The sequence below is a fragment of the Actinomadura rubrisoli genome (genome assembly GCF_004349215.1).
GTDB classification, from domain to species: Bacteria; Actinomycetota; Actinomycetes; order Streptosporangiales; family Streptosporangiaceae; genus Spirillospora; species Spirillospora rubrisoli.
The window spans coordinates 1-25,381 of the sequence record NZ_SMKU01000038.1; the positions used below are offsets into that span (position 1 = coordinate 1).

The following is a 25,381-nucleotide window of genomic DNA, read 5'->3' on the forward strand; positions in this document are numbered from 1 at the left end:
CCATTACCCCGCGCCCCGGACAGATCCCCTTCTACTCCACCCTCACCGGCGAGCCCATCGACACCACCGAGCTGGACGCCGACTACTGGTACCGCAACCTCCGCCACACCGTCCAATTCGAACAAGCCACCCGCGCACTCCTCACCAACGGACACACCCACTTCATCGAATGCAGCCCGCACCCCGTCCTGACCATCGGGCTCACCGAAACCATCGAGGCCACCGAAACCACCGCCACGGCCATTCCCACCCTCCGCCGCGACCACGGCGACCTCCGCCAGGTCCTCGCCTCCGCCACGCAGGCATTTGTCCACGGCGCGCCTGTCGACTGGGCCTCGTTCTGCCCGGACACCGGCGACGGCGAAGCGGCCGAAGACCTGCCCACGTACCCCTTCCAGCATGAGCGGTACTGGCTGACGTCGGGGGCGCCGTCGACCGATGTCGCCGCCGCCGGTCAGGAGTCCTCCGAGCACCCGTTCCTGGGGGCGGCGGTGGAGCTGCCGGGAACCGACGGCATCGTCCTGACCGGCCGGTTGTCCCTGCGCACCCACCCTTGGCTCGCCGATCACGCCGTCGCGGGCACCGTCGTGCTGCCCGGCGCGGCGTTCGTGGAGATGGCGCTGCACGCGGGCGACCTGGCCGAATGCACCGGCCTTGAGGAACTCACGGTGGAGGCGCCGCTCGTCCTCGGCGAGGCCGGTGCCGCGCACCTGCGCGTCGAGGTCGCCAGGCCGGACGAGGCGGGCCGTCGTGCGCTGAGCATCTATTCACGCGATGACGGCGCCACGCGGGGAACGCCGTGGACGTGCCACGCGTCGGGTGTGCTGACGGCGGCCGCGGAACGTCCGGCATCGAACCTGGCCGTCTGGCCTCCCGCCGGCGCGGCCCCGATCGACCTGAGCGACTTCTACGAGACGCTGCGTGCGTCCGGGTACGAGTACGGGCCCGTGTTCGCCGGGGTCAGGGCGGCATGGCGGCGCGGCGGCGAGGTGTTCGCCGAGGCGGTGCTGCCGGACGAGGCGCACGACTCCGCCTTCGGCATCCACCCGGCGCTGCTGGACGCGGCGCTGCACCCCTTCGGCGCGGGCGGGTTCTTCGACGACGACCGGCTCCGGCTGCCGTTCGCCTACCGGGGTGTGACGCTGCACGCCACCGGCGCATCGACGGTGCGGGTCGCGCTCTCCCCCGCCGGGCCCGACGCGATCGGGCTCCTGGTGGCCGACACCGACGGCGCGCCCGTGATCTCGGTGGAGTCCCTGGCCATGCGGGCGGTCGACCCCGGCGAGCTGGGCCGTTCCGCCGTCACCGACTCGCTGTACCGGCTGGACTGGACGCCCCGGCCATTGCCCGCCTCCACCGTCGCGACGGTGCCGTACGAGGACCGCGACACGATCACCGGTGACGCGGTCGTCCTGCATCACGTCGCGGCGGACCAGGAGGGACAACCCGCGGAGGACGCGCGCGAAATCCTCGACGGCGTGCTGGCGGTCGTGCAGAGCTGGCTCGGCGAGGACCGTCCCGGCGGTGTCCGCCTCGCGGTCGTGACGCGGGGAGCCGTGGCGGACGGCGCGGTCAACCTCGCCCACGCTCCGCTCTGGGGACTGCTGCGCTCGGCGCAGGCGGAGAACCCGGACCGGTTCGTCCTGGTCGACGTCGACGACAACGAGCGGTCCGCCGAGGCGCTGCCGTTCGCGCTGGCGTCGGACGAGCCGCAGCTGGCGCTGCGCGGCGGGACCCTGCTCGTCCCGCGCATCGCCCGCGCCGACTCGGGCGGATCGCTGGTCCCCCCGGCGGAGGGGCCCTGGCGGCTCGGCACCGGCGGGCAGGGGACGTTCGACGGCCTCGCGCCGGTGCCCTGCGAGGAGGCGGCCGCGCCGCTCGGCCCGGAGCAGGTCCGCGTCGCGGTCCGCGCCGCGGGAGTGAACTTCCGGGACACCCTCGTCGCGCTCGGCGCCGACTTCGAGGACACGCTGAGCGCGCTTGCCGCGCTGGGCCTGCGCCCGGGTGAGGACGCCATGGGGCTCGAAGGCGCGGGCGTCGTCACCGAGACCGGGTCCGCCGTGACCGGCCTCGCCCCGGGCGACCGGGTGGCGGGGATGCTGCCGGGGGTGTTCGGGCCCGTCGCGGTCACCGACCACCGCCTCGTCGTCCGCATCCCCGACGGCTGGAGCTTCGAGCAGGCGGCGGCGGTGCCGATCGCGTTCGGGACCGCCTACCACGGCCTGGTGGAGCTGGCCGGGCTGCGGGCGGGCCAGTCGGTGCTGGTGCACGCCGCCGCCGGAGGGGTCGGGACGGCCGCCGTGCAGCTCGCCCGGCATCTGGGCGCCGAGGTGTTCGGTACGGCGAGCCCCGGAAAGCAGGACGCGCTGCGCGCCGCGGGACTGGACGGGGCGCACATCGCCTCGTCCCGGACCACCGGCTTCGAGGACGGCTTCCTCGCCGCGACCGAGGGGCGCGGCGTGGACGTCGTGCTGGACAGCCTGGCGGGCGAGTTCGTGGACGCCTCGCTGCGGCTGCTGCCGCGCGGCGGGCGGTTCCTGGAGATGGGCAAGCTCGACGTGCGCGACGCCGAGGCCGTCGCGGCCGCCCATCCCGGGGTCGGGTACGAGGCGTTCGACCTGCTCACGCTGGCGGGCACGGAGCCGGACCGGTTCCAGCGGATGCTCGCCGAGATCGTCCGGCTGTTCGAGGCCGGGGCGCTCACCCACCCGCCGATCCGGACGTGGGACGTGCGGCGGGCGCCCGAGGCGCTGCGCTTCATGAGCCAGGCCCGGCATGTCGGGAAGATCGTCCTGACCATGCCGCGGGCGCTCGACCCGGCCGGCACCGTCCTGATCACCGGCGGTACCGGCACGCTGGGCGGCCTGCTGGCGCGGCACCTGGTGACCGCGCACGGCGTGCGGCGGCTGCTGCTGACCAGCCGCCGGGGCGCGCGGGCCCCGGGGGCCGCGGAGCTGACCGCCGAGCTCAGCGGGCTGGGCGCCGAGGTCACGATGGCGGCGTGCGACGCCGCCGACCGGGACGCGCTGGCGGCGCTGCTGGCGCGGATACCGGCGGACCGTCCGCTGACCGCCGTCGTGCACGCGGCCGGCGCGCTGGACGACGGGCCGGTCACCGCGCTGACCCCCGAACGCGTCGACGCCGTCCTGCGGCCGAAGGCGCACGCGGCGTGGAACCTGCACGAGCTCGCCGGGGACGTCGCGGCGTTCGTCATGTTCTCCTCCGTCGCCGGGGTGATCGGCAACGCCGGGCAGGGGAACTACGCGGCGGCGAACGTCTTCCTGGACGCGCTGGCCCGGCACCGGCGGTCGCTGGGGCTGCCCGCGCTCTCCCTGGCCTGGGGCCTGTGGGAGCAGCGCAGCGGCATGACCGCCGAGCTCGACCAGGCCGACCTCGCCCGGATGGCGCGGTCGGGCCTGCGGCCCCTGGCCTCCGCGGAGGGTCTGGCCCTGTTCGACGCGGCGCTCGCGAGGGCGGACGCGGCGCTCGTGCCGGCGCGGCTCGACCTGCGGGCGCTGACCCGGACGCGCGGCAGGCGCACCGCCGCCACCGCGCCGGGCGCGGGCCTCGGCCTCGGGCACCGCCTGGCGGGGCTGGGCGAGGAGGACCGAGACCGCCTGCTGCTGGACCTGGTGCGCTCGCACGCCGCCACGGTCCTGGGGCACGCGGGCCCGGACGCCGTCCGCCCGGAGGCCGCGTTCAAGGAGCTCGGCTTCGACTCGCTGTCGGCGGTCGAGCTGCGCAATCGCCTCAACGAGGCCACGGGGCTGCGGCTGGCGAGCACGGTCGTGTTCGACCATCCGTCCCCGGACGCGATGCGCCGGCACCTGCGCGACGAGCTGGTCGGCACCGCGCCCCCGGCCCCCGTCGCGGCGGCCGGGAGCGCGGCGGCCACCGGGGCCGACGAGCCGATCGCGGTGGTGGGCATCGGCGTGCGCCTGCCGGGCGGGATCTCCTCCCCCGAGGAGTTCTGGGATCTGCTGTCCGAGGGCCGCGACGCCATCGCCGGGTTCCCCACCGACCGCGGATGGGACATCGAGGGCCTCTACGACCCCGATCCGGACCGTCCCGGGAAGAGCTACTCCCGATCGGGCGGCTTCCTGTACGAGGCGGCCGAGTTCGACGCGGGCTTCTTCGGGATCTCGCCGCGCGAGGCGCTGGCGATGGACCCGCAGCAGCGGCTGCTGCTGGAGACCTCGTGGGAGGCGCTGGAGCGGGCGGGCATCGACCCGTTCGCGCTGCGCGGCAGCCAGACGGGCGTCTTCGTCGGGGCGCTGTCCCAGGAGTACGGGCCGCCCCTGCACCAGATGCCCGAGGGGCTGGACGGCCTCGGATTGACCGGCCGTGCCACCAGCGTCATCTCCGGGCGGCTCGCCTACTTCCTCGGGCTTGAGGGCCCGGCGGTGACGATCGACACGGCGTGCTCGTCGTCGCTGGTCGCGCTGCACCAGGCGGCGCACGCCCTGCGCCAGGGGGAATGCTCCCTCGCGATGGCGGGCGGGGTGACGGTCATGGCCACGCCCTGGGCCTTCACCGAGTTCAGCCGCCAGCGCGGCATGGCGCCGGACGGGCGGAGCAAGGCGTTCGGCGCGGGCGCGGACGGCGCGGGCTGGAGCGAGGGCGTGGGCATGCTCGTGCTGGAGCGGCTCTCCGACGCCCTCGAACGCGGGCACCGCGTGCTGGGCCTGGTGCGCGCCTCGGCGGTCAACCAGGACGGCGCGTCCAACGGGCTGACCGCGCCCAACGGCTCGTCCCAGCAGCGGGTGATCCGGCAGGCGCTGGCCAACGCCCGCCTCGGACCCGGCGACATCGACGCCGTCGAGGCCCACGGCACCGGCACCCGGCTCGGCGACCCGATCGAGGCCCACGCGCTGCAAGCCGCCTACGGCGCCGAGCGCGATCCCAGCCGACCGGTATGGCTCGGGTCGGTCAAGTCCAACATCGGGCACAACCAGGCCGCCGCCGGGATCAGCGGCGTCATCAAGATGCTGCTGGCCATGCGGCACCAGGTGCTCCCGCGCACCCTGCACGCCGACGAGCCCACCCCGCATGTCGACTGGTCCGCCGGGAACCTGCGGCTGCTCACCGAGGAGCGCCCCTGGCCCGCCGACGGACGCCCCCGCCGCGCCGCCGTCTCGTCCTTCGGCATCAGCGGCACCAACGCCCACCTCATCCTGGAGGAGGCGCCCGACCCCGACCCGGCTCCCGTCCCGGCTCCGGTCAGCGACCACGCGGGGCCGGTGCCCGTCGTGCTGTCGGCCAAGACCGAGCAGGCGCTGCGCGCTCAGGCGGCCGGGCTCCTCGGCCACCTGCGCGAGCACCCGGACGCCGTCCTGGCCGATCTCGGCTACTCCCTGGCCACCGGCCGCGCCCACTTCGAGCAGCGCGCCGCGCTGGTGGCGGACGACCGGGCCGAACTCGAATTCGGCCTGGAATCCCTGGCGGGGGGCATGACGGCCCCCGGGCTCGTCGCGGCACAGGCCCGTACGGACGTGCGTCCGGTGTTCGTGTTCCCCGGGCAGGGGGCGCAGTGGGCCGGTATGGCGGCCGGGCTGCTGGAGTCCTCGCCGGTGTTCGCCGCGCGGATGGGCGAGTGCGCGGCGGCGCTGGAGCCGCTGGTGGACTGGTCGCTCCTGGACGTCGTCCGGCAGGCGGACGGCGCGCCGGGCCTGGACCGCGTGGACGTCGTGCAGCCCGTCCTGTGGGCGGTGATGGTCTCCCTGGCCCAGGTGTGGCGCTCGGTCGGCGTCGAACCGGCGGCCGTGGTGGGCCACTCCCAAGGCGAGATCGCCGCCGCCTGCGTCGCCGGTGCGCTCTCGATCGAGGACGCCGCCCGGGTCGTGGCGCTGCGCAGCCGAGCGCTGGTCGCGCTGGCGGGACGGGGCGGCATGGTGTCGGTGTCGCGTTCCGAGGACTGGGTCCGCGAGCGGATCGGCGCCTGGCAGGGCCGGATCTCCGTCGCCGTGGTCAACGGCCCGGGACACACGGTGGTCTCCGGTGCCCCCGAGGCGCTGGAGGAGTTCCTGGGCCGGTGCAAGGAGGAGGGAGTCCGGGCGCGGCGCGTCGAGGTGGACTACGCCTCCCATTCGGCCCACGTCGAAGAGATAGAAGCCGAACTCGCCGAGGTGCTCGCCGGGATCGAGCCGCGAACCGGTGACATCGCCGTCTGCTCGTCCCTGACCGGCGGGTTCCTGACCGGCGAGGACCCGATGGACGCCGGGTACTGGTACCGCAACCTGCGCGAGACGGTGCGGTTCGAGCAGGCCACGGCGACGCTACTGGACGCCGGCCACCGGCTGTTCATCGAGGTCAGCCCGCATCCCGTGCTCACCGTCGCGATCCAGGCGGCCATCGAGGGCACCGGCGCGGACGCCGCCGCGCAGGGCACCCTGCGCCGCGACGAGGACGAGGCCCGGCGGCTGCTCACCGCGCTCGCCGAAGCCCACTGCCACGGCGCCCCCGTCGACTGGGCCGCCGTCTTCGACGGCACCGGCGCCCGGCGGACCGCGCTGCCGACCTACGCCTTCCAGCGCCGCCACTACTGGCTGGACGTCCCCGCCGCCATCACCGACGCCACCGGCCTCGGGCTGCGGCCCGCCGGGCACCCGCTGCTCGGCGGCATGACGACCCTGGCGGACGGCGACGGTCTGCTGCTGACCGGCCGGCTGTCCCTGCGCACCCATCCGTGGCTCGCCGACCACGCCGTCGCCGGCACCGTGCTGCTGCCCGGCACCGCGGTCGTGGAGATCGCGGTCGCCGCGGGCGACCGGCTCGGCTGCGACCTGCTGCGCGAGATCGTCCTGGAAGAGCCGCTGGCCGTCCCCGCCGAGGGCGGCGTGCACCTCCAGGTGACCGCGGGGCCCGCGAACGAGTCCGGGGAACGCGCCCTCACCGTCCGATCGCAGTCCGAGCGGGAGGACGGGGAGTGGACCCGGAACGCCTCGGGCGTCCTCGCGTCCGGTGGTTCCCCGCCGCCCGCCCGGCAGGAGAGCTGGCCGCCGCCGGGGGCGCGGCCGCTCGCCCGGGACGGCCTCTACGAGCGGCTGGCCGACCTCGGCTACGGCCACGGACCCGCCTTCCAAGGTCTGGGCGACGCCTGGCAGTCGTCGGACGGCCGGTACGCGGAGGTGGCGCTGCCCGAGGCGCTGCACGCCGAGGCCGCCGAGTACGGCGTCCACCCCGCCCTCCTCGACGCCGCCCTCCACCTCCTCTTCGCCGGGCCCGATGAAACGGACGAGCCGGCGGGACTGCTGTTGCCGTTCTCCTTCAGCGGCGTCACCCTGCACGCGTCGGGTGCCACGGCGCTGCGCGTCCGGCTCACGCCGACCGGCCGCGACGGCGCCGCCCTCACCGCCACCGACCCCGGCGGCGAGCCGGTGCTGACCATCGAGTCGGTCGTGCTGCGGCCCGCGCCCGCCGAGCGGCTCGCCGGGTCCGCCGCCGCCACGCACCACGCCGGGCTGTACCGGCTGGGCAGCCAGCCGGTCCCGGCCACCGAGGCGCCGTTCACCGGCCGGTGGGCCGTGCTCGGCCCCGACCCGTTCGGCCTGACCGCGTCCCTGACCGCCGCTGGTGCGGCCGTCGAGAGCCATCCGGACATCGATGCCCTCACCGCGGCCGGGCCGGCCCCCGACGTGCTGGCCCTGACGTACGTGACGGCCGAAGAGAACAACGCCCTCCCTGGGGCGGTCCGCACCGCCGTCCAAGAGGCGCTCGGCCACGTCCAGCGCTGCCTGTCCGACGAGCGGCTGGCCACGACCCGCGTCCTGGCACTGACCCGGGGAACGGCCGACCTGACAGGCGCGGCGGTGCGCGGCCTACTGCACGCCGCCCACAACGAGCATCCCGGCCGTTTCGCCCTCCTGGACGTCGAGGACGGCATCGAGGACGGCCGTGGCGACGGCGAGCGGCTGGCCATGGCCGCGCTGACGGCGGTCAACGACGAACGGCCGCTGGCCCTGCGCGAGGGGCGGACGTCCACACCACGGCTCGACCGCGCCGCCCGCCGCCAGGACCCGCCCGCCTTCGACCCGGACGGCACCGTGCTCATCACCGGCGGAACCGGCTCCCTCGGACGGGCGCTCGCCCGCCATCTGGTCACCCGCCACGGCGTCCGGCACCTGCTCCTGGCCAGCCGCCAGGGGCGGGCCGCCGCAGGCGCGGACGAGCTCGCCGCCGACCTGGCCGGGCTGGGCGCCAGCGCCACCATCGCCGCCTGCGACGTCGCCGACCGGACGGCGGTCGCCGGCCTGCTGGCCGCCGTCCCCGCACAGCACCCGCTGATCGCCGTGATCCACGCCGCCGGCGCCCTGGCCGACGCCACCGTGCAGAACCTCACCCCCCAGGACGTCGACGACGTGCTGCGCCCCAAGGTGGACGCCGCCTGGCATCTGCACGAGCTCACCCAGGCGTCGCCGCTGTCGGCCTTCGTGCTGTTCTCCTCCATGGCCGGCCAGATCGGCAACCCCGGCCAGGGCAACTACGCCGCCGCCAACAGCTACCTGGACGCGCTCGCCCACCACCGCCGGGCGCGGGGCCTGCCCGCCACGTCGCTGGCCTGGGGGCTGTGGGAGTCGCCCGCCGGGAGCATGGCGGGCAAGCTCACCGGCGCGGACCTGGCGCGGTGGGCCCGCAAGGGCGTGCTGCCGCTGACGGTCGAGCGCGGCATGGAGCTGTTCGACGCGGCGCTCACCTCGGACGAGACCGTGCTCACCCCGGTCGAGCTGGACCTGGCCGCGCTGCGCGATCCGGAGCGGTCCGCCACCGCCCCGACCCTGCTGCGCACCGCGGTCCGGGCCGCGCGCCGCCGGGCCGCGTCGGCACCGGCCGGCGCCGACGCGTCGTCCTGGGCGCGGCGCACCTCGGGGCTGCCGGACGCCGAGCGCCGCCGCACGGTCGCCGAGCTGGTCCGCACGACCGCCGCCGCCGTCCTGGCGCTGGACGGCTCCGCCGCCGTCGCCGACGACACCGCGTTCAAGAACCTCGGCATGGACTCCCTGACGGGCCTGGAACTGCGCGGCAGGATCCGGTCGGTCACCGGGATCAGGCTGCCCGCCACCGCGGTCTTCGACCACCCCACACCCGCCGCGCTCACCGGCCACCTGCTGGCCGAGCTCGCCCGGCTGAACGGCGACGCGCAGGACGGTGCCGGACGGCCGGAGCCGGCGCCCGCCCGTCCCGCCGCCGCGCACGACGACGACCCGATCGTGATCGTCGGCATGGCGTGCCGGTACCCCGGAGACGTCCGCGGCCCGCAGGACCTGTGGCGGCTGGTCGCCACCGGCACCGACGCCATCGGGCCCTTCCCGGGCAACCGCGGCTGGGACGTCGACGGCCTCTACGACCCCGACCCCGACCGCGCCGGGAAGACCTACACCCGGCACGGCGGCTTCCTCTACGACGCCGACCGGTTCGACGCCGAGTTCTTCGGCATCAGCCCCCGCGAGTCCCTCGCGATGGACCCGCAGCAGCGGCTCCTGCTGGAGGCCAGCTGGGAGGCCGTCGAGAACGCCGCCATCGCCCCCACCGCCCTGCACGGCACCCGCACCGGCGTGTTCAGCGGCGTCATGTACAGCGACTACACCTCGCGCCTGCACACCGGAAGCGCCGCGAGCGTCGTGTCCGGCCGGGTGTCCTACACCCTCGGGCTCCAGGGCCCCGCCATCACCGTCGACACGGCCTGCTCGTCCTCCCTGGTCGCCATCCACCTGGCCTCCCACGCGCTGCGGCAGGGCGAGTGCGACCTGGCCCTGGCCGGCGGCGTCACCGTCATGGCCAGCCCGGAGCTGTTCATCGAGTTCAGCCGGCAGCGCGGGCTGGCGCCCGACGGGCACTGCAAGTCGTTCTCCGACTCCGCCGACGGGACCGCCTGGAGCGAGGGCGTGGGCGTCCTGGTGCTGGAGCGGCTCTCCGACGCCCGCCGGAACGGCCACGAGGTGCTCGCCGTCATCCCCGGCTCGGCGATCAACCAGGACGGCGCCAGCAACGGGCTCACCGCCCCCCACGGCCCGTCGCAGGAGCGCGTGATCCGGGACGCGCTGGCCGCCGCCGGGCTGTCCCCCGCCGACGTGGACGCCGTCGAGGCGCACGGCACCGGGACCACCCTCGGCGACCCCATCGAGGCGCAGGCCCTCCTCGCCACCTACGGGCAGGACCGCCGCACCGGTCACCCCCTCCACCTCGGCACCCTGAAATCCAACATCGGGCACTCCCAGGCCGCCGCCGGTGTCGGCGGCGTCATCAAGATGGTGATGGCGATGCGGCACGGGACCCTGCCGCGCACCCTCAACGTGGGCCGGCCGTCCAGCCACGTCGACTGGAGCAGCGGCGCGGTCTCGCTGCTCACCGAGGAGGCGCCGTGGCCCGAGACCGGCCGTCCCCGCCGGGCCGCGGTCTCCTCCTTCGGCATCAGCGGCACCAACGCCCACGTGATCGTGGAGCAGGCCCCCGAGGCCCCGTCCGCCGGGCCCCGGGACGGGGCCGCGCCCGCCCGTCCGCTGCCCTGGGTGGTCTCCGCCCGCGGCACCGAGGCTCTGCGCGCGCAGGCCGCGCGGCTGCGGCCCCTCGCCGCCGACGCGGGGACGGACCTCGGCGTCGCGCACCTGGACATCGCGCACTCCCTGGCGACGACGCGGGCGGCGCTCACCGACCGCGCCGTCGTCCTGGCCGACGACCCGGCCGAGCTGCTGGCCGGGCTGGACGCGCTGGCCCGCGGCGAGTCCGCGCCCGGCCTGGTGACCGCCCAGGCGGACACCGGAGGCAGGACCGCCTTCCTCTTCACCGGGCAGGGCAGCCAGCGTCCGGGCATGGGCGCCGGGCTCTACCGGGCCCACCCGGAGTTCGCGGCCGCGCTCGACGCGGTCTGCGAGCGCATGGACGCCCACCTCGACGTACCGCTGAAGGGGCTGATCCTCGCCGCGGACGGCACCGAGCAGGCCGCCCTGCTCGACGAGACCCGCTACACCCAGCCCGCGCTGTTCGCCCTGGAGGTCGCCCTGTACCGGCTCCTGGAGCGGTACGGGACGGTCCCGGACCGCCTCATCGGCCACTCCATCGGCGAGCTGGCCGCGGCCCACGTCGCGGGCGTCCTCACCCTGGACGACGCGTGCGCGCTGGTGGCGGCACGGGGCAGGCTGATGCACCGCACGCCGCGCGACGGCGCGATGGCCGCGATCCAGGCCACCGAGGCGGAGGTGCTGCCCACCCTCGAAGGACGGACGGGCCGGGTGGTCGTCGCCTCCGTCAACGGCCCCGCCTCGGTCGTGGTCTCCGGCGACGAGAGCGCCGTGGACGAGGTGGCCGCGCTGTGGCGGGACGCGGGACGGCAGACCAAGCGGCTGCGCGTCCAGCACGCCTTCCACTCGCCGCACATGGACGGCGTCCTCGACGAGTTCCGGCAGGTCGCGGCCGGCATCACCGTCAGGGACCCGGCCATCCCGATCGTCTCCAACGTCACCGGCCGTCCCGTCACCGCCGGCGAGCTGGCCGACCCGGAGTACTGGGTGCGGCACCTGCGCGAGACGGTCCGCTTCTACGAGGGCGTCCGCTTCCTCGACGGCGACGGCGTCACCACCTACCTGGAGCTCGGCCCGGACGGGGTGCTCACCGGCATGGTCCGGACGGCCCTGGCAGCCGGGGACGCCGAGCGGCCGGTCACCGCCGCCCCGCTGCTGCGCCGCGGCCACGACGAGGCCCGCACGTTCGCGACGGCGCTGGCGCGGGCCTACGTGGGCGGCGCGGCCGTCGACTGGAGCGGCCTGCTGCCCGGCGGCCGGACCGTGCCCCTGCCCACCTACGCCTACCAGCGCGAGAGCTACTGGCTCAGCCCGGTGGCGCCCGGCCCCGCGCCGGGGGCGGACGGCGGGCACCCCTTCCTGCACCAGGCCGTCGAGATCGCCGGAGGCCAGGGCTGGCTGTTCACCGGGCGGCTCGACCCGGGCGCCCACCCGTGGCTGGCCGAGCACACCATCGCCGGGCGGCCGCTGCTGCCCGGCGCGGCCATCGCCGAACTCGCCCTGCACGCGGCGCTGCGGGCGGGCGCCGGGCAGGTGGCGGAGCTGACGCTGGAGCAGCCGCTGACGGTCGCGGACGGCACCGCGATCCAGCTCGTGGTGGACGCCCCCGGCGCCGCCGACACCCGTGCCTTCGCGCTCTACGCCCGTCCCGAAGAACCCTCGGACGGGGAGTGGACCCGCCACGCGACCGGCGTGCTCGACACGGGCCGTCCGTCCGAGCCCGGCGCTCTCGCCGCGTGGCCGCCCCCGGAGGCGGCGCCGGTCCCGATCGACGGCCTCTACACCCGGCTGGCCGACCGCGGCTACGACTACGGGCCCGCTTTCCAGGGGCTGCGGTCCGTGTGGCGCGACGGAGCCGACCTGTATGCGGAGGTCGCCCCGCCCGAGGACGCAGGCGGCTTCCTGGTGCACCCCGCCGCGCTCGACGCCGCGCTGCATACCTCGTTCGGCGGCGCCCAGGACGAGAGCGGAAAGCTCGTCGTCCCGTTCGCCTGGAGCGAGCTGACCCTCCACCAGTCGTCCGCGGGCGCGCTGCGGGTGCGGGTGCGGCAGGGCGAGGACGGCTCCCGCTCCCTGCTGCTCGCCGACGAGACCGGGGCCCCGGTACTGGAGGGCACGCTGGCCGTGCGCGAGCTGGGGGCCGACGCCGCGGCGGGACCGGTCGACGGCCCCGCGCTGCTCACCGTGGACTGGGCCCGGTGGCGGGCGCCGGAGACCGCCCCGCGCGGCCCGTGGGCCGTCGTGGGCCGCGACGACCGGGGCGTGACGGACGTCGTCCGCGCCACCGGGGTGGCCGTGAGCGCCCACGCCGACATGGACGGCCTGCGCCAGGCGCTGGACGACGGCGGGCAGGTGCCCACCGTCGTCATCGCCACCGATCCCGGCGGGCCCGCCGAAGCGCTGAACCTCGCCCAGACCTGGCTCGCCGCCGGGCGGTACGGCGACTCCCGCCTCGCCGTCCTCACCGAGGGCGCCGCCACGGTCGCCGGCGGGGACCGCCCGGACCTCGCTGGTGCGGCGGTGTGGGGCCTGATCGGCTCCGCACAGCGGGAGCACCCCGGGCGCTTCTCCCTGATCGACACCGACGGGTCGCCGGAGTCGCTGCGGAGCCTGATCCAAGCCGCGGGCTCGGACGAGCCGCAGCTGGCGATCCGGGCGGGGCGGACGTCCGCGCCCGCGCTGCGCCCGCACACGGCTGCCTCCGTGGACCCGGCGGACCCGGCGGACCCGGACGGGCCGTCCCCGTTCGGCGAGCGCGCCCATGTGCTGATCACCGGCGGGCTGGGCACACTGGGCCGCCTGGTGGCCCGGCACCTGGTGGACCGGCACGGCGTGCGCCGGCTGCTGCTGACCGGCCGGCGCGGCATGGACACGCCGGGCGCCGGGGAACTGGCCGCCGAGCTGGAGGCCGCGGGCGCCGAGGTGACCGTCGCGGCCTGCGACGCCGGGGACCGCGCGGCCCTGGCCGCCGTCCTGGCCGCCGTCCCGGACGAGCACCCGCTGACCGGCGTGGTGCACGCGGCGGGCGTCCTGGACGACGCGGTCATCGACGGCCTCACCCCCGAGCGCATGGACCGGGTGTGGCGGCCCAAGGCCGGCGCCGCGGCCCACCTCCACGAGCTCACCCGCGACCTGGACCTGTCGGCGTTCGTCCTGTTCTCCTCGCTCGCGGGCCTGCTGGGCTCGGCCGGGCAGGGCAACTACGCGGCGGCCAACGCCTACCTCGACGGGCTCGCGCGGCTGCGGCGCGCCGAGGGCCGTCCCGCCCTCTCGGTCGCCTGGGGCCTGTGGGCCGAGGAGAGCGCGATGACCGGGGACCTCGGCGAGGCGGACCTGCGCCGCATGGCGCGCACCGGCATCACCGCGCTCTCCGCCGCCGAGGGGCTCGGGCTGTTCGACGCAGCGCTGGCCGCCGGTGTCCCGGCCGTGGCGGCGGCCCGGATCGACCTGCGCGCGATGGACGCCGAGACGGCCCCGGCGCTCCTGCGGACCCTGGCCCCGGCCTCGCGCCGGACGGCCGCGGGACGCGCGAAGACACCGGCGGCCGACCTGCGGCGGCGCCTCGAACGGGCGCCCCGGCACGAGCGCGGCCACCTGCTCCTCGAAGCCGTCCGGGCCGAGGTCGCGGCCGTCCTGGGCTACGCCACCTCCGACCGGGTGACGGCCGACCGCCAGTTCCAGGACCTGGGCTTCGACTCGCTGACGGCGGTGGAGCTGCGCAACCGCCTGATCGCCGCGACCGGCGTCAAGCTGCCGCCGACGCTGATCTTCGACCACCCGACCCCCGGCGCGCTGGCCGACCGGCTGCGGGCCGATCTCGCCCCCGCCACCGCGCCCGCCCCCGAGCCCGAGACCCCCGACCACAACGGTGACAGCCACCTGGACACGATGAACGCCGACGACCTGGTCCGCCTGGCTCTGGGCGACGGCGACTCGTGAGCCATACCTATCAGGCGAATCATGGAGAGAGCACGATGGCGTCCACTTCACCCGAGCAAGTCGTCGAGGCGTTGCGGGCCGCGCTGAAGGAGAACCAGCGGCTCAAGACCGCGAACGACCACCTCACCGAGCGCGCGGGCGAACCGATCGCGATCGTCGGGATGGCCTGCCGCTACCCCGGCGGGGCCCGGTCCCCGCAGGACCTGTGGCGGCTGGTCGTCGACGAGGTGGACGCGGTCGGCCCGTTCCCCTCCGACCGCGGCTGGGACCTGGCGGCCCTGTACGACCCGGATCCGGAGAAGCCGCACACCTCCTACGTCAAGGAGGGCGGCTTCCTGCACGAGGCCACCCGGTTCGACGCGGAGTTCTTCGGCGTCTCACCGCGCGAGGCGCAGGCGATGGACCCCCAGCAGCGGCTGCTCCTTGAGACCGCCTGGGAGGCCCTGGAGAACGCCGGCATCCCCCCGGGGACGCTGCGCGGCAGCGACACCGGCGTCTTCGTGGGCACGATGTACGGCGACTACATGTACAGCGTCTCCCCCACCCCGCCGGAGTTCGAGGGGTACCTGACCACCGGGGGCTCGGCCAGCGTGGCGTCCGGGCGCATCGCCTACACCCTCGGTCTCCAGGGCCCCGCCCTCACCGTGGACACGGCGTGCTCGTCCTCGCTGGTGGCGCTGCACCTCGCGTGCGCGTCGCTGCGGCGGGGCGAGTGCTCGATGGCCCTGGTCGGCGGCGCGACGGTCATGGCGACACCGATGCCGTTCGTGGAGTTCAGCAGGCAGCGCGGGCTGGCGCCGGACGGCCGCTGCAAGGCGTTCTCGGCGTCCGCGGACGGCACCGGCTGGGGCGAGGGCGCCGGGCTGGTGCTCGTCGAGCGGCTCTCCGACGCCCGCCGCCTCGGGCACCCGGTGCTGGCCGTGGTCCGCGGCTCCGCCGTCAACCAGGACGGCGCCAGCAACGGCCTGACCTCGCCCAACGGCCCGTCCCAGGAGAAGCTGATCACCGCGGCGCTGGCGGACGCCGGGCTCACCGCCGCCGAGGTGGAGGCGGTGGAGGCGCACGGCACGGGCACGTCGCTGGGCGACCCGATCGAGGCCCACTCGCTGCTCGCCACCTACGGCCGGGCCCGCACGGCGGACCGCCCGCTCTACCTGGGCTCGCTGAAATCGAACGTCGGGCACACCCAGGCGGCCGCGGGGGTCGGCGGCATCATCAAGATGACGATGGCCCTGCGGGAGGGGCTCCTGCCCCGGACCCTGCACGCGGACGAGGCCACCCCGCACGTGGACTGGTCGGACGGCACCTTGGCGCTGCTGACCGAGACGATCCCGTGGCCCGAGCACGACGGCCCGCGACGGGCCGCCGTGTCCTCGTTCGGTATCAGCGGCACCAACGCCCACATCATCCTGGAGCAGGCCCCCGAGGAGCCCGCGCCCGCCGCGGGCACCGATGGGCGGCGGGCCCCGCTCCCGGCCGTCGCGTGCATGGTGTCCGCGAACGGCGAGCAGGCGCTGCTCGCCCAGGCCGACCGCCTCCACCGGCACCTGGCCGCCGACCCGGCCGCGGAGCCCGCCGGCCTGACCGACATCGGGTTCTCCCTGGCCACCGCCCGCGAGCACCTGCCGCACCGCGCGGTGCTGCTCGCCGAGACCCGCGACGGGCTCCTCGACGGGCTCCGCGCGCTGGCCGACGGCGCCCCGGGCCCCGAGGTCATCCGCGGGACGGCCGCCGAGGGCAGGACCGCGTTCCTGTTCGCCGGGCAGGGCTCCCAGCGCCCCCGCATGGGCTGGGAGCTCTACCAGGCGTTCCCCGCCTACGCGGAGGCGTTCGACGCCGCGTGCGCCGCGGTGGACCCCCATCTGGACCGCCCGCTGCGCGAGGTGGTCTTCACCGGCGAGGACTCCCCGGACGCCGGGCTGCTGAACCGGACCGAGTACACCCAGCCGGCGCTGTTCGCCTGCGAGGTCGCCCTGTACCGCCTCCTGGACTCCTGGGGCATCCGCCCCGACGCCGTCCTCGGGCACTCGGTCGGGGCCGTCGCGGCCGTCCACGTCGCGGGCGTCCTCACGCTGGAGGAGGCCGCCGAGCTGGCCGCGGCGCGCGGCAGGATCATGCAGAAGCTGCCGCCCGGCGGCGCGATGGTGGCGCTGCGTGCCTCCGAGGAGGAGGCCGCCGGGCTGCTCGCCGGGTACGAGGACCGGATCTCCGTCGCCGCCGTCAACGGCCCCTCCGCGGTCGTCCTGTCCGGCGACCGCGAGGCCCTCACGGCCGCGGTGGCGGACTTCGAGGCGGGGGGCGGCAAGACCACGTGGCTGCGGGTCAGCCACGCCTTCCACTCGCCGCTGATGGAACCGGCCCTGGAGGAGTTCCGGGCGGTCGCCGCGCGCCTCACCTACCGGGAGCCGCGGCTCACCGTCGTCTCGGACCTGACGGGCCGTCCCGTGGAGCCGGGTGAGCTGGCCGACCCCGGCTACTGGGTCCGGCACGCGCGGCAGGCGGTCCTGTTCCAGGACGGGGTCCGCGGCCTGGCAGAGCTGGGCTGCACCCGCTTCCTGGAGCTGGGCCCGTCCGGCGACCTCACCGCGATGGCCGGCGACTGCCTCGCGGGCGGCGCCGGACAGGGGCGGGACCGGCAGCTGATCCCCCTGCTGCGGCGGCGCGCACCGGAGCCGCGGGCGGTGCTGACCGCCGTCTCCCGGCTGCACGCCTGCGGCGGCGACCTGGACCGGGCCGCGTTGTTCGCGGGGCAGGGCGCCCGCCGCGTCGAGCTGCCGACGTACGCGTTCCAGCAGCGCCGCTACTGGATGGAGGCGCCCGGGGAAGGGCCGGCGCTGTCGGAGACCCTCTCCCTGGCGACGCACCCGTGGCTGGGCGACCACCGGGTGGCGGGCGACGTGCTGGTGCCCGGCACCGTCCTGCTCGACCTGGCGGCGCGCGCGGGCCGCGAAGCCGGTTGCGGCCTGGTCGAGGAGCTCGTCATGGAGGCGCCGCTGGTGGTGCCGGACGACGCGGCGGTCCGCGTGCAGGTCGCCGTCGCGGCCGCCGACGCGCGCGGCCGCCGCGCCGTGACCGTCCGCTCCAGCCCGCAGGACGGAACCGAGACGCGGACCTGGACGCGCAACGCCCACGGCACCATCGCCCCGGACGGGCCCGGCCAGGCGGCCGACCTGACGGCCTGGCCCCCTCGGGACGCCGAACCCCTCGGCATGGCGCCCGCCGACCTCTACGCCGCCCTCGCGGACAAGGGGCTCGCCTACGGCCCGGCGTTCCGCGCCGTCCAGCGGACGTGGCGGCGCGGGCAGGAGGTCTTCGCCGAGGTGGAGCCGGGCCCCGGCATCGAGCCGGTGCACCCGGCGCTGCTCGACGCGGCGCTGCACCCGATCGCCGCCGGCGGCCTGATCGCGGGAACCGGCGGCAGGATGCTCCCGTACGCCTGGTCGCAGGTGCGTGTCCACGCGGTCGCGGGCGGGCCGGTGCGGGTCAGGCTGGCGCCGGCCGGAACCGACGCCGTCGCCATCGACGTGGCCGACGCCACCGGCGCCCCGATCGCCTCGATCGGGTCGCTGGCCCTGCGGCCGGTTCCGGCGGGCGCCCCCGGCGAGGAGCGCGACGGCCTGCTCCTGCCGTCCTGGGAACCGGTGCCCGCGCTGCCCGCCGGACCGGTGACCGGCCGGTGGGCCGTGCTCTACCAGCACGACCTTCGTGACGCGCTGCCCGCCGCGAGCGTCTGCCACGACCTGGCCGACCTCGCCGCCCTGGCCGACACGGCCGCGCCCCAGGTGATCGTCCTGCCCTGCGCGCCGCCCGGGGACGACGCCGGCGCCGTGCGCGAGGCCCTGCACCGCGTCCTGGAGGCCGCCCAGTTCGTCCTCGGCGACGAGCGGCTGGCCTCCACCCCGCTCGTGCTGCTCACCCGGGGAGCCGTCGTGGTGGACGGCGAGCAGCACACGGGCGCGCCGGCCCAGCGCGCCGCGTGGGGCCTGCTCCGCTCCGCCCAGGCCGAGCACCCGGGCCGGTTCGTCCTGCTCGACGAGGACGGCACGCCCGGCTCGCGGGACGCGCTGCCGGCCGCGGTGGCCGGCGGCGAGCCCCAGCTGGCCCTGCGCGGCGGCGCCGCGTACCGCCCCCGCCTCTCGGCCTCCGTGCCCGACGGGTCGCTGCGGCCGCCCGCCGGGGCTCCGCACTGGCACCTCGACTTCGTCGCCAAGGGCTCCTTCGCGGACCTGTCGATGGAGCCGTGGCCGGAGGCGGGCCGCCCGCTGGAGGCCGGCCAGGTCCGGATCCGGATGCGGGCGGCCGGGCTGAACTTCCGCGACGTCCTGCTCGCGCTGGGCGTCATCCCGCCCTCGGCCGACCCGAACGCCTCCGACCCCGGGCAGGGCGGCGAGGGCGCCGGGATCGTGCTGGAGACCGGGCCCGGGGTCACCGACCTGCGGCCCGGCGACCGCGTGATGGGCCTCTTCCAGGGCATCGGGCCGATCTCGGTGACCGACCGCAGGCTGGTGTGCCGGGTCCCCGAGGGCTGGACGTTCCGGCAGGCCGCCGCGATCCCGGTGACCTACGTGACCGCCTACTACGGGCTCCTCGACCTGGCGGGCCTGCGCGCCGGAGAATCGGTGCTCGTGCACGCGGGCACCGGCGGCGTCGGCACCGCCGCGATCCAGATCGCCCGCCATCTGGGCGCCGAGGTGTACGCCACGGCCAGCCCCGCCAAGTGGGACGCGCTGCGGGCCGCCGGGCTCGCGGACGAGCGCATCGCCGGGTCCCGGACCCTCGACTTCGAGCGCCGCTTCCTCGACACCACCGGGGGCGCGGGCGTCGACGTCGTCCTCAACTCCCTCGCCGGGGAGTTCACCGACGCGTCCCTGCGCCTGCTGCCGCGCGGCGGCCGGTTCCTGGAGATGGGCAAGACCGACCCGCGCGACCCGGGCGAGGTGGCGGCGCGGCACTCCGGCGTCGCCTACCGCGCCTACGACATGCGCGACCCCGGCTACGACCGCATCCAGGAGATCCTGGTCGCCCTGCTGGAGTGGTTCGAGCAGGGCGCGCTCCAGCCGCCGCCGGTCTCGGCGTGGGACGTCCGCCGCGCCCCCGACGCGTTCCGGTACCTGGGCGAGGCCCGGCACATCGGCAAGGTCGTCCTGGACCTCCCGGACGGCGACGCGCCGTGGGACACCGCCCGGGCCGTCCTGATCACCGGGGGGCTGGGGTGGCTCGGCCGGCTCACCGCCCGGCACCTGGTGTCCCGGCACGGCGTGCGGCGGCTCGTCCTGATGGGCCGGGGCGCTCCCGGCGCGGACGCGGAGCGCGACATCACCGGGCTGCGCGGCCTGGGCGCCGACGTCCGCGTCGCGGCCTGCGACGCCGCCGACCGGGACGCGCTGGCCGCCGCGCTGGACGGCCTCGCCCGGGACGGCGTGCGCGTCGGCGGCGTCGTCCACGCGGCGGGCGTCCTGGACGACGGCGTCCTGGCGTCCCTGACGCCCGAGAGGCTCGACCGGGTGCTGCGGCCCAAGATCGACGCGGTGCTCAACCTGCACGAGCTCACCGGGCCCCTCGACCTGTCGGCGTTCGTCGTCTACTCCTCGCTGGCCGGGACGGCAGGCTCCGCAGGGCAGGCCGCCTACGCGGCCGGCAACGCCTTCGTCGACGGCCTGATGGAGTACCGGCGCTCGACGGGACGGCCCGGTGTCTCGGTCGTGTGGGGCCTGTGGGAGGGGACCGGCGGCATGGGAGCCGGGCTCGCGGACGCGGACCTCGCCCGCATGGCGCGCATGGGCGTCCGGCCGCTCACCCCGGAACGTGGCCTGGACCTGCTGGACGCCGCGGTACGCCGCGACAGGCCGGTGGCCGTGGCCGTCCAATGGGATCCGGACAACCTGCGCGCTCGCGGCGCCGACGGGTCCCTCCCGCCGCTCTTCGCGAACCTGGTGCCCGCCGCCGCGCCCGTGGCCGCGCCCGAACCGGCCGCCGTCCCGGCGCCGAGCGAGTCCCTGACCGGCGACCGGCTCCTGGACACCGTGCTCCACGAGGTGGCGGCCGCCCTCGGCCACGCCTCCGGCGCGGCGATCGCCCCGGACTCGGCCTTCGACCAGATCGGGTTCGACTCGCTGACCGCCGTGGAGCTGCGCAACCGCATCGCCAAGGCGACCGGCGTCCGGCTGCCCGCCACCTTCATCTACGACTGGGCGACGCCCGCCGAGCTGGCCGGCCATCTGCGGGAGCAGCTGCCGGACGCCGACGCGGACGGGTCCGGCGCGGCGGGCCTGCTCGCCGACCTCGGCAGGCTCGAAGCGGCCGTCGCGAGCACCCCGATCAGCGACGCCCAGCGCGACACCGTGACCGACCGCCTGCGCGAACTGCTGGCCGACCTGGGCTCTACAACGGAGGACGAGACGTGGGCATGACCGATACCAAGAGCGCGTCCGCGTGGATCCGCTCCTTCCATCCCAAGGAGAGCGGCGCCGCCCGCCTCGTGTGCTTCCCGCACGCGGGGGGCGCCGCCAAGGCGTTCGCCGGGCTGTCGGCCGCGCTGCCCGCCGATGTCGAGCTGCTCGCCGTCCAGTACCCGGGCAGGCAGGACCGGCACGCCGAACCCTGCGCCGGGGAGATCGAGGCGCTGGCCGCAGGGACGGCGGAGGCGCTGGCCGCATACGGCGACCGCCCGCTGTTCCTCCTCGGCCACAGCATGGGCGCTCTCGTGGCGTTCGAGACGGCCCGGCTCCTGGCAGAACGGGGGGCCGTGGCCAGGGTGTTCGTCTCGGCCGCCCGGCCGCCGTCGCAGGACTGGCAGGAGCCGGACGTGGACGCGCTCGCCGACGAGCAGGTCCTGTCCGAGCTGCGGCGCCTCGGGGGCGTCCCCGAGCCGCTGCTGCGCGACCCCGAGTCCGTCCGCGAGATCCTGCGCGTGCTGCGCGCCGACCACCGGGCGCTGCGCCGCTACCTCGGCCGCAACGAGGCGGCGGTGGCGGTGCCCATCACGGTGCTTCTCGCGGACGCCGACCCGAAGAACACCCTGGAGCAGATGCGGGACTGGTCCCGGCACACCACGCGCGACCAGGGCGTCGAGATGCTGTCCGGCGGCCACTTCTCCCTGGTCGAGCAGCCCGACGGCGCCGTGCCGGTCCTCGTCCGCCACATCCGGGCGGACATCGCGGCGGCGAGCCGCCATGAGCCCGGGGCGGCGAGCCGCCATGAGCCCGCGGCGGCGAGCCGTCCCGCACCCGCCGACCTCGTGCGGGACATCCTCGTGGCCGGTCTCGGCGGGCGGAAGCCGCGCCTGTCCACCGACCTGACGACCCTGGAGGACGCGGCGCGCGAGGTGCTCGCACCGGACGCCTACGGGTACGCGGCGGGCAACTCGGGGACAGGCGCGACCGGGCGGGCCAACCGCGAGGCGTTCGACCGGTGGCGCCTGCTGCCCCGGATGCTGCGCGGCACCGGCCCGCGCGAGCTGTCGGTGTCGCTGCTCGGGGAGCGGCTCCCGGCCCCGGTGCTGCTGGCGCCGGTCGCCGCCCAGACGGTCGTGCACCCCGAGGGCGAGCTGGCAGCCGCCCGGGGCGCCGCCGACGCGGGTGTGCCCCTCGTCCTTTCCACCTTCGCCTCCCACTCCCTGGAGGACGTCGCCAAGGAGGCCGGGCCCGGGCCGCGCTGGTTCCAGCTCTACATGCCCTCGCAGCGCGAGGTGGCCGAGTCGCTGGTGCGCCGGGCCGAGGCGAGCGGCTACACGGCGCTGGTCCTCACCGTCGACGCGCCGAACTTCGGCTACCGGCCGGCCGACCTCGACGCCGCGTACTCGCCGTTCCTGCGCGGCACCGGCATCGCCAACTTCACCGGCGACCCCGCCTTCCTCGCCACGCTCCCGCCCGACGCCGACACCATGGCGATGGTCGTGCAGTGGGCGAGCGTCTCCACCGACCCCGCCTTCACCTGGGCCGGCCTGCCGTGGCTGCGCGAGCTCACCCGCCTGCCCATCCTCGTCAAGGGCCTGCTGCACCCGGACGACGCCCGGCTGGCGCTGGAGCACGGCGCGAACGGCGTGATCGTCTCCAACCACGGGGGCCGCCAGCTCGACGGCGGCGTCGCCGCGCTGGACGCCCTGCCCGCGGTACGCGCCGCCGTCGGCGAGGGCGTCCCCGTGCTGATGGACTCGGGGGTCCGCACCGGCACGGACGTGGTCAAGGCGCTCGCCCTGGGCGCGGACGCCGTCCTGTACGGCAGGCCCTACCTGTACGGGCTCGCCCTCGACGGGCGGCAGGGGGTCGAGCACGTCCTGCGGTGCCTGCTGGCCGAGATCGACCTGGCCCTGGGCCTCAGCGGGTGCGCGTCCGCCGCCGACGTCACCGCCGGGCTGGTCGTCCCGCGAGACCAGCACTGACGAGAACGCCGCTGACGAGAACGCCGAACGGCCCTCCCGGTCACCGTTGACCGGGAGGGCCGTCGCCGTTGGACGCCCGGGGCGGCCGGGCGGCCGAGGCGGTCAGGCGGGCGTGAGGCGCGCCCGCATGCTGCTGTAGCCCTGGCCGAAGTTGGAGAACAGGCGCGTGGGCTCGTCGAGCACCTCGATGCTCGACACCTTCTCCCGTAGCGCCTCCAGCATGGCCTTCAAGTGGACCCGCCCCAGGTAGGCGCCGAGGCAGAAGTGCGGCCCGTGGCCGAAGCTGACGTGCTTGTTGGGCGAGCGCGCCACGTCGAAGGCGTAGGGGTCGTCGAAGACGTCCTCGTCGAAGTTCGCGGAGCTGTTCCAGAGGGTGATGATCTCACCCTTCTTGATCGTCTTGTCCCGCACCTCCACGTCCTCCAGGGCGCGCCGGCCGAAGTGCATGGTGGGCGTGGTCCAGCGCAGCAGCTCCTCGGCGGCGCTGTCCAGGCTCACCTCGCCGCTCTTCAACCGCGCCCACTGCGCCGGGTACTCGCTGAAGGCCAGCACCGTGCCCGCGGCGGACGCCCGGCTGGACTCGTCGCCGCCCAGGATCAGGCTGTAGGACTGCAGGACGATCTCGTCGTCGGACAGCGGCACGCCGCCGATGGTGGCGCCGGCCAGGGTGCTGAGGACGTCGTCGCCCGGGTCTTTGCGCCGCTCGGCGACGAGGGTGGCGATGTAGTGCACGATCTCGTTGCGCGCCACCACCGACTCCATCTCGCTGTCCTCGGGGTTGTGCCGGGCCAGCGTCTGGGCGTTCCAGTCCACCACGTTCTCCCGGTCGGCGTCCGGGATGCCCATCAGGTCGCCGATGGTGTGGATCGGGATCCGGTCGGCGACGTCGGCGACGAAGTCGAGCTCGCCCTTCTCCACCGCCCGCGCGACGAGCCGGTCGGTGCGCTCCTTGACGTTGGCGACGACGGGCGCGAGGACCCGCGGCGAGAACGACTTCATCATCAGGTTGCGGACCTCGCGGTGCCGGGGCCCGTCGGTGACCGCGAGCATCTTCCCGGAGGCGGAGTCCTCGCCCTTCAGCAGCGTCGCCAGGACGTTGCCCTGCTCGGAGGTGTACCGCTTGTTGTCGCGGTAGGCGGCCATGACGTCGTCGTACTTGGTGAAGACCCAGAATCCTGGGCCCCCGTCCTTCGGCGGGTGCCAGTAGAGCGGGTTGTGCTCGCGGTAGGGCCGCCACATCCCGTGCGGGTCGTTGTCGAAGAAGGTCTGCGGGTCGGTGAGGTCCAGGGCGGCCGGGTCCGCCGCCGTCGCCTCCGTGCCGGCTGCTACTGCCATGAGCGGCGCTCTCCTCCTATCGGCTTGCTTGGAGCGGGAGGGACCACACGCCGGTGAAGTCCGGAGGCGTGAGGAACGTCGGCGGCTTCTCCGGGTCGGTGCGCAGCTCGGGGAAGCGGTCGAACAGGATGTTCAGCGCCACGCGCCCCTCAAGGCGGGCCAGCGGGGCGCCCAGGCAGAAGTGGATGCCGCGGCCGAACCCCAGGTGCGGGTTGGGGTCGCGTGCCACGTCGAACGCGTGCGGGTCGTCGAAGGCGCTGGGGTCCCGGTTGGCCGCCGAGAGCCACACCATCAGCACCTCGCCCTCGCGGATGCGCTTGCCGCCCAGCTCGACGTCGCGGGTGGTGGTCCGGTAGTTCGCCGCGAGCGGGGTCAGGTAGCGCAGCGACTCCTCGACCAGGGTCGGCACCAGGGAGCGGTCCTTGCGCACCCGCTCGTCCGCCTCGGCGAAGGTGTCCAGGCACAGGATGGTGTTGCCCAACAGCATCGTGGTGGTGATGTGCCCGGCGAACAGGAGCAGGTTGGCGAAGTTGACGATCTGCCGGTCGGTCAGCCGCTGGCCGTCGACATCGGCCTCCACCAGCTTGGTCAGCAGGTCGTCGCGCGGCGTGGTCCGCCGGTCGCCGACATGCTCCAGCAGGTAGAAGCCCATCTCCAGAGCCGATTCGGCCTGGTAGTCCAGGCGGCGCTCGTACTCGTCCCCGCCCCCGCGCACGGTGAGCTGGCCCCGCGCCTCCAGGTTCTGGTCCCCCCAGCCCTTGAGCAGCTCCATGTCGCTGAGCGGCAGGCCGAGCAGGTCGCAGATGACGATCACCGGCAGCGGGTACGCCAGCACCTCCACCAGGTCGAAGCGGTCGCCCGAGACCTCGTCGAGCAGCTCGTTGGTGAGGTCGTGGATCCGCGACTCCATGTTCGCGACCATCTTGTGGGTGAACGTGCGGCTGACCAGCTTGCGCAGGTGCTTGTGCTCGGGAGGGTCGGCCTGGGACAGGTTGCCGTCGAAGGCGATGTCCGTCTGCTCCTTGGGCGCGAACCGGGAGGCGACGCCGGAGGAGTAGGTGGCCGGATCATTGATGATCGCCAGCGCCTCCGCGTAGCCGTAGACGTGCCACATGCCCACCTCCTCGTCGAAGACGACCGGCTGCTCGGGCTGGACGCCCCGCAGCCAGGAGTGCTGCGGGTGGATGTCCCAGTGCTCAATGGGGTCGATCAT

5 protein-coding genes and 1 pseudogene are annotated in these 25,381 nt (G+C 75.7%); 4 read left to right on the plus strand and 2 right to left on the minus strand.

Translation table 11 applies throughout. The annotated features are described in order from the left end of the window. Nucleotides 1–56 precede the first annotated feature (56 nt). From E1298_RS51795 to E1298_RS10650, 4 genes and pseudogenes are all read left to right on the plus strand, one after another. A pseudogene (locus tag E1298_RS51795) lies at nucleotides 57–260 on the plus strand (acyltransferase domain-containing protein); the annotation flags it as partial. A 219-nt stretch (nucleotides 261–479) separates the two neighbouring features. Beyond that, nucleotides 480–14,453 (plus strand): type I polyketide synthase, encoded by a 13,974-nt coding sequence (locus E1298_RS50275; protein ID WP_279498116.1) that lies wholly within the window; start codon nucleotides 480–482, stop codon nucleotides 14,451–14,453. Between the two features lie 35 nt (nucleotides 14,454–14,488). Beyond that, nucleotides 14,489–20,863 carry a type I polyketide synthase gene (locus E1298_RS10645; RefSeq protein ID WP_131891862.1) on the plus strand — a complete coding sequence of 2,125 codons (6,375 nt, stop codon included), beginning with the start codon at nucleotides 14,489–14,491 and terminating at the stop codon, nucleotides 20,861–20,863. Further along, entirely contained in the window at nucleotides 20,860–22,833 is a 1,974-nt protein-coding gene (locus E1298_RS10650; RefSeq protein WP_131891864.1) for an alpha-hydroxy-acid oxidizing protein, read from the plus strand. The genes E1298_RS10645 and E1298_RS10650 overlap by 4 nt, the downstream gene beginning before the upstream one ends. A 102-nt stretch (nucleotides 22,834–22,935) precedes the next feature. Here the strand turns inward: E1298_RS10650 and E1298_RS10655 are convergent, their stop codons facing one another. Beyond that, nucleotides 22,936–24,168: a cytochrome P450 gene (locus E1298_RS10655; protein ID WP_131891866.1), complete on the minus strand. Its 1,233-nt coding sequence runs from the start codon at nucleotides 24,166–24,168 to the stop codon at nucleotides 22,936–22,938. 16 nt (nucleotides 24,169–24,184) lie between these two features. After that, nucleotides 24,185–25,381, minus strand: coding sequence for a cytochrome P450 (locus E1298_RS10660; RefSeq protein WP_131891868.1), 1,197 nt, complete (start codon nucleotides 25,379–25,381; stop codon nucleotides 24,185–24,187).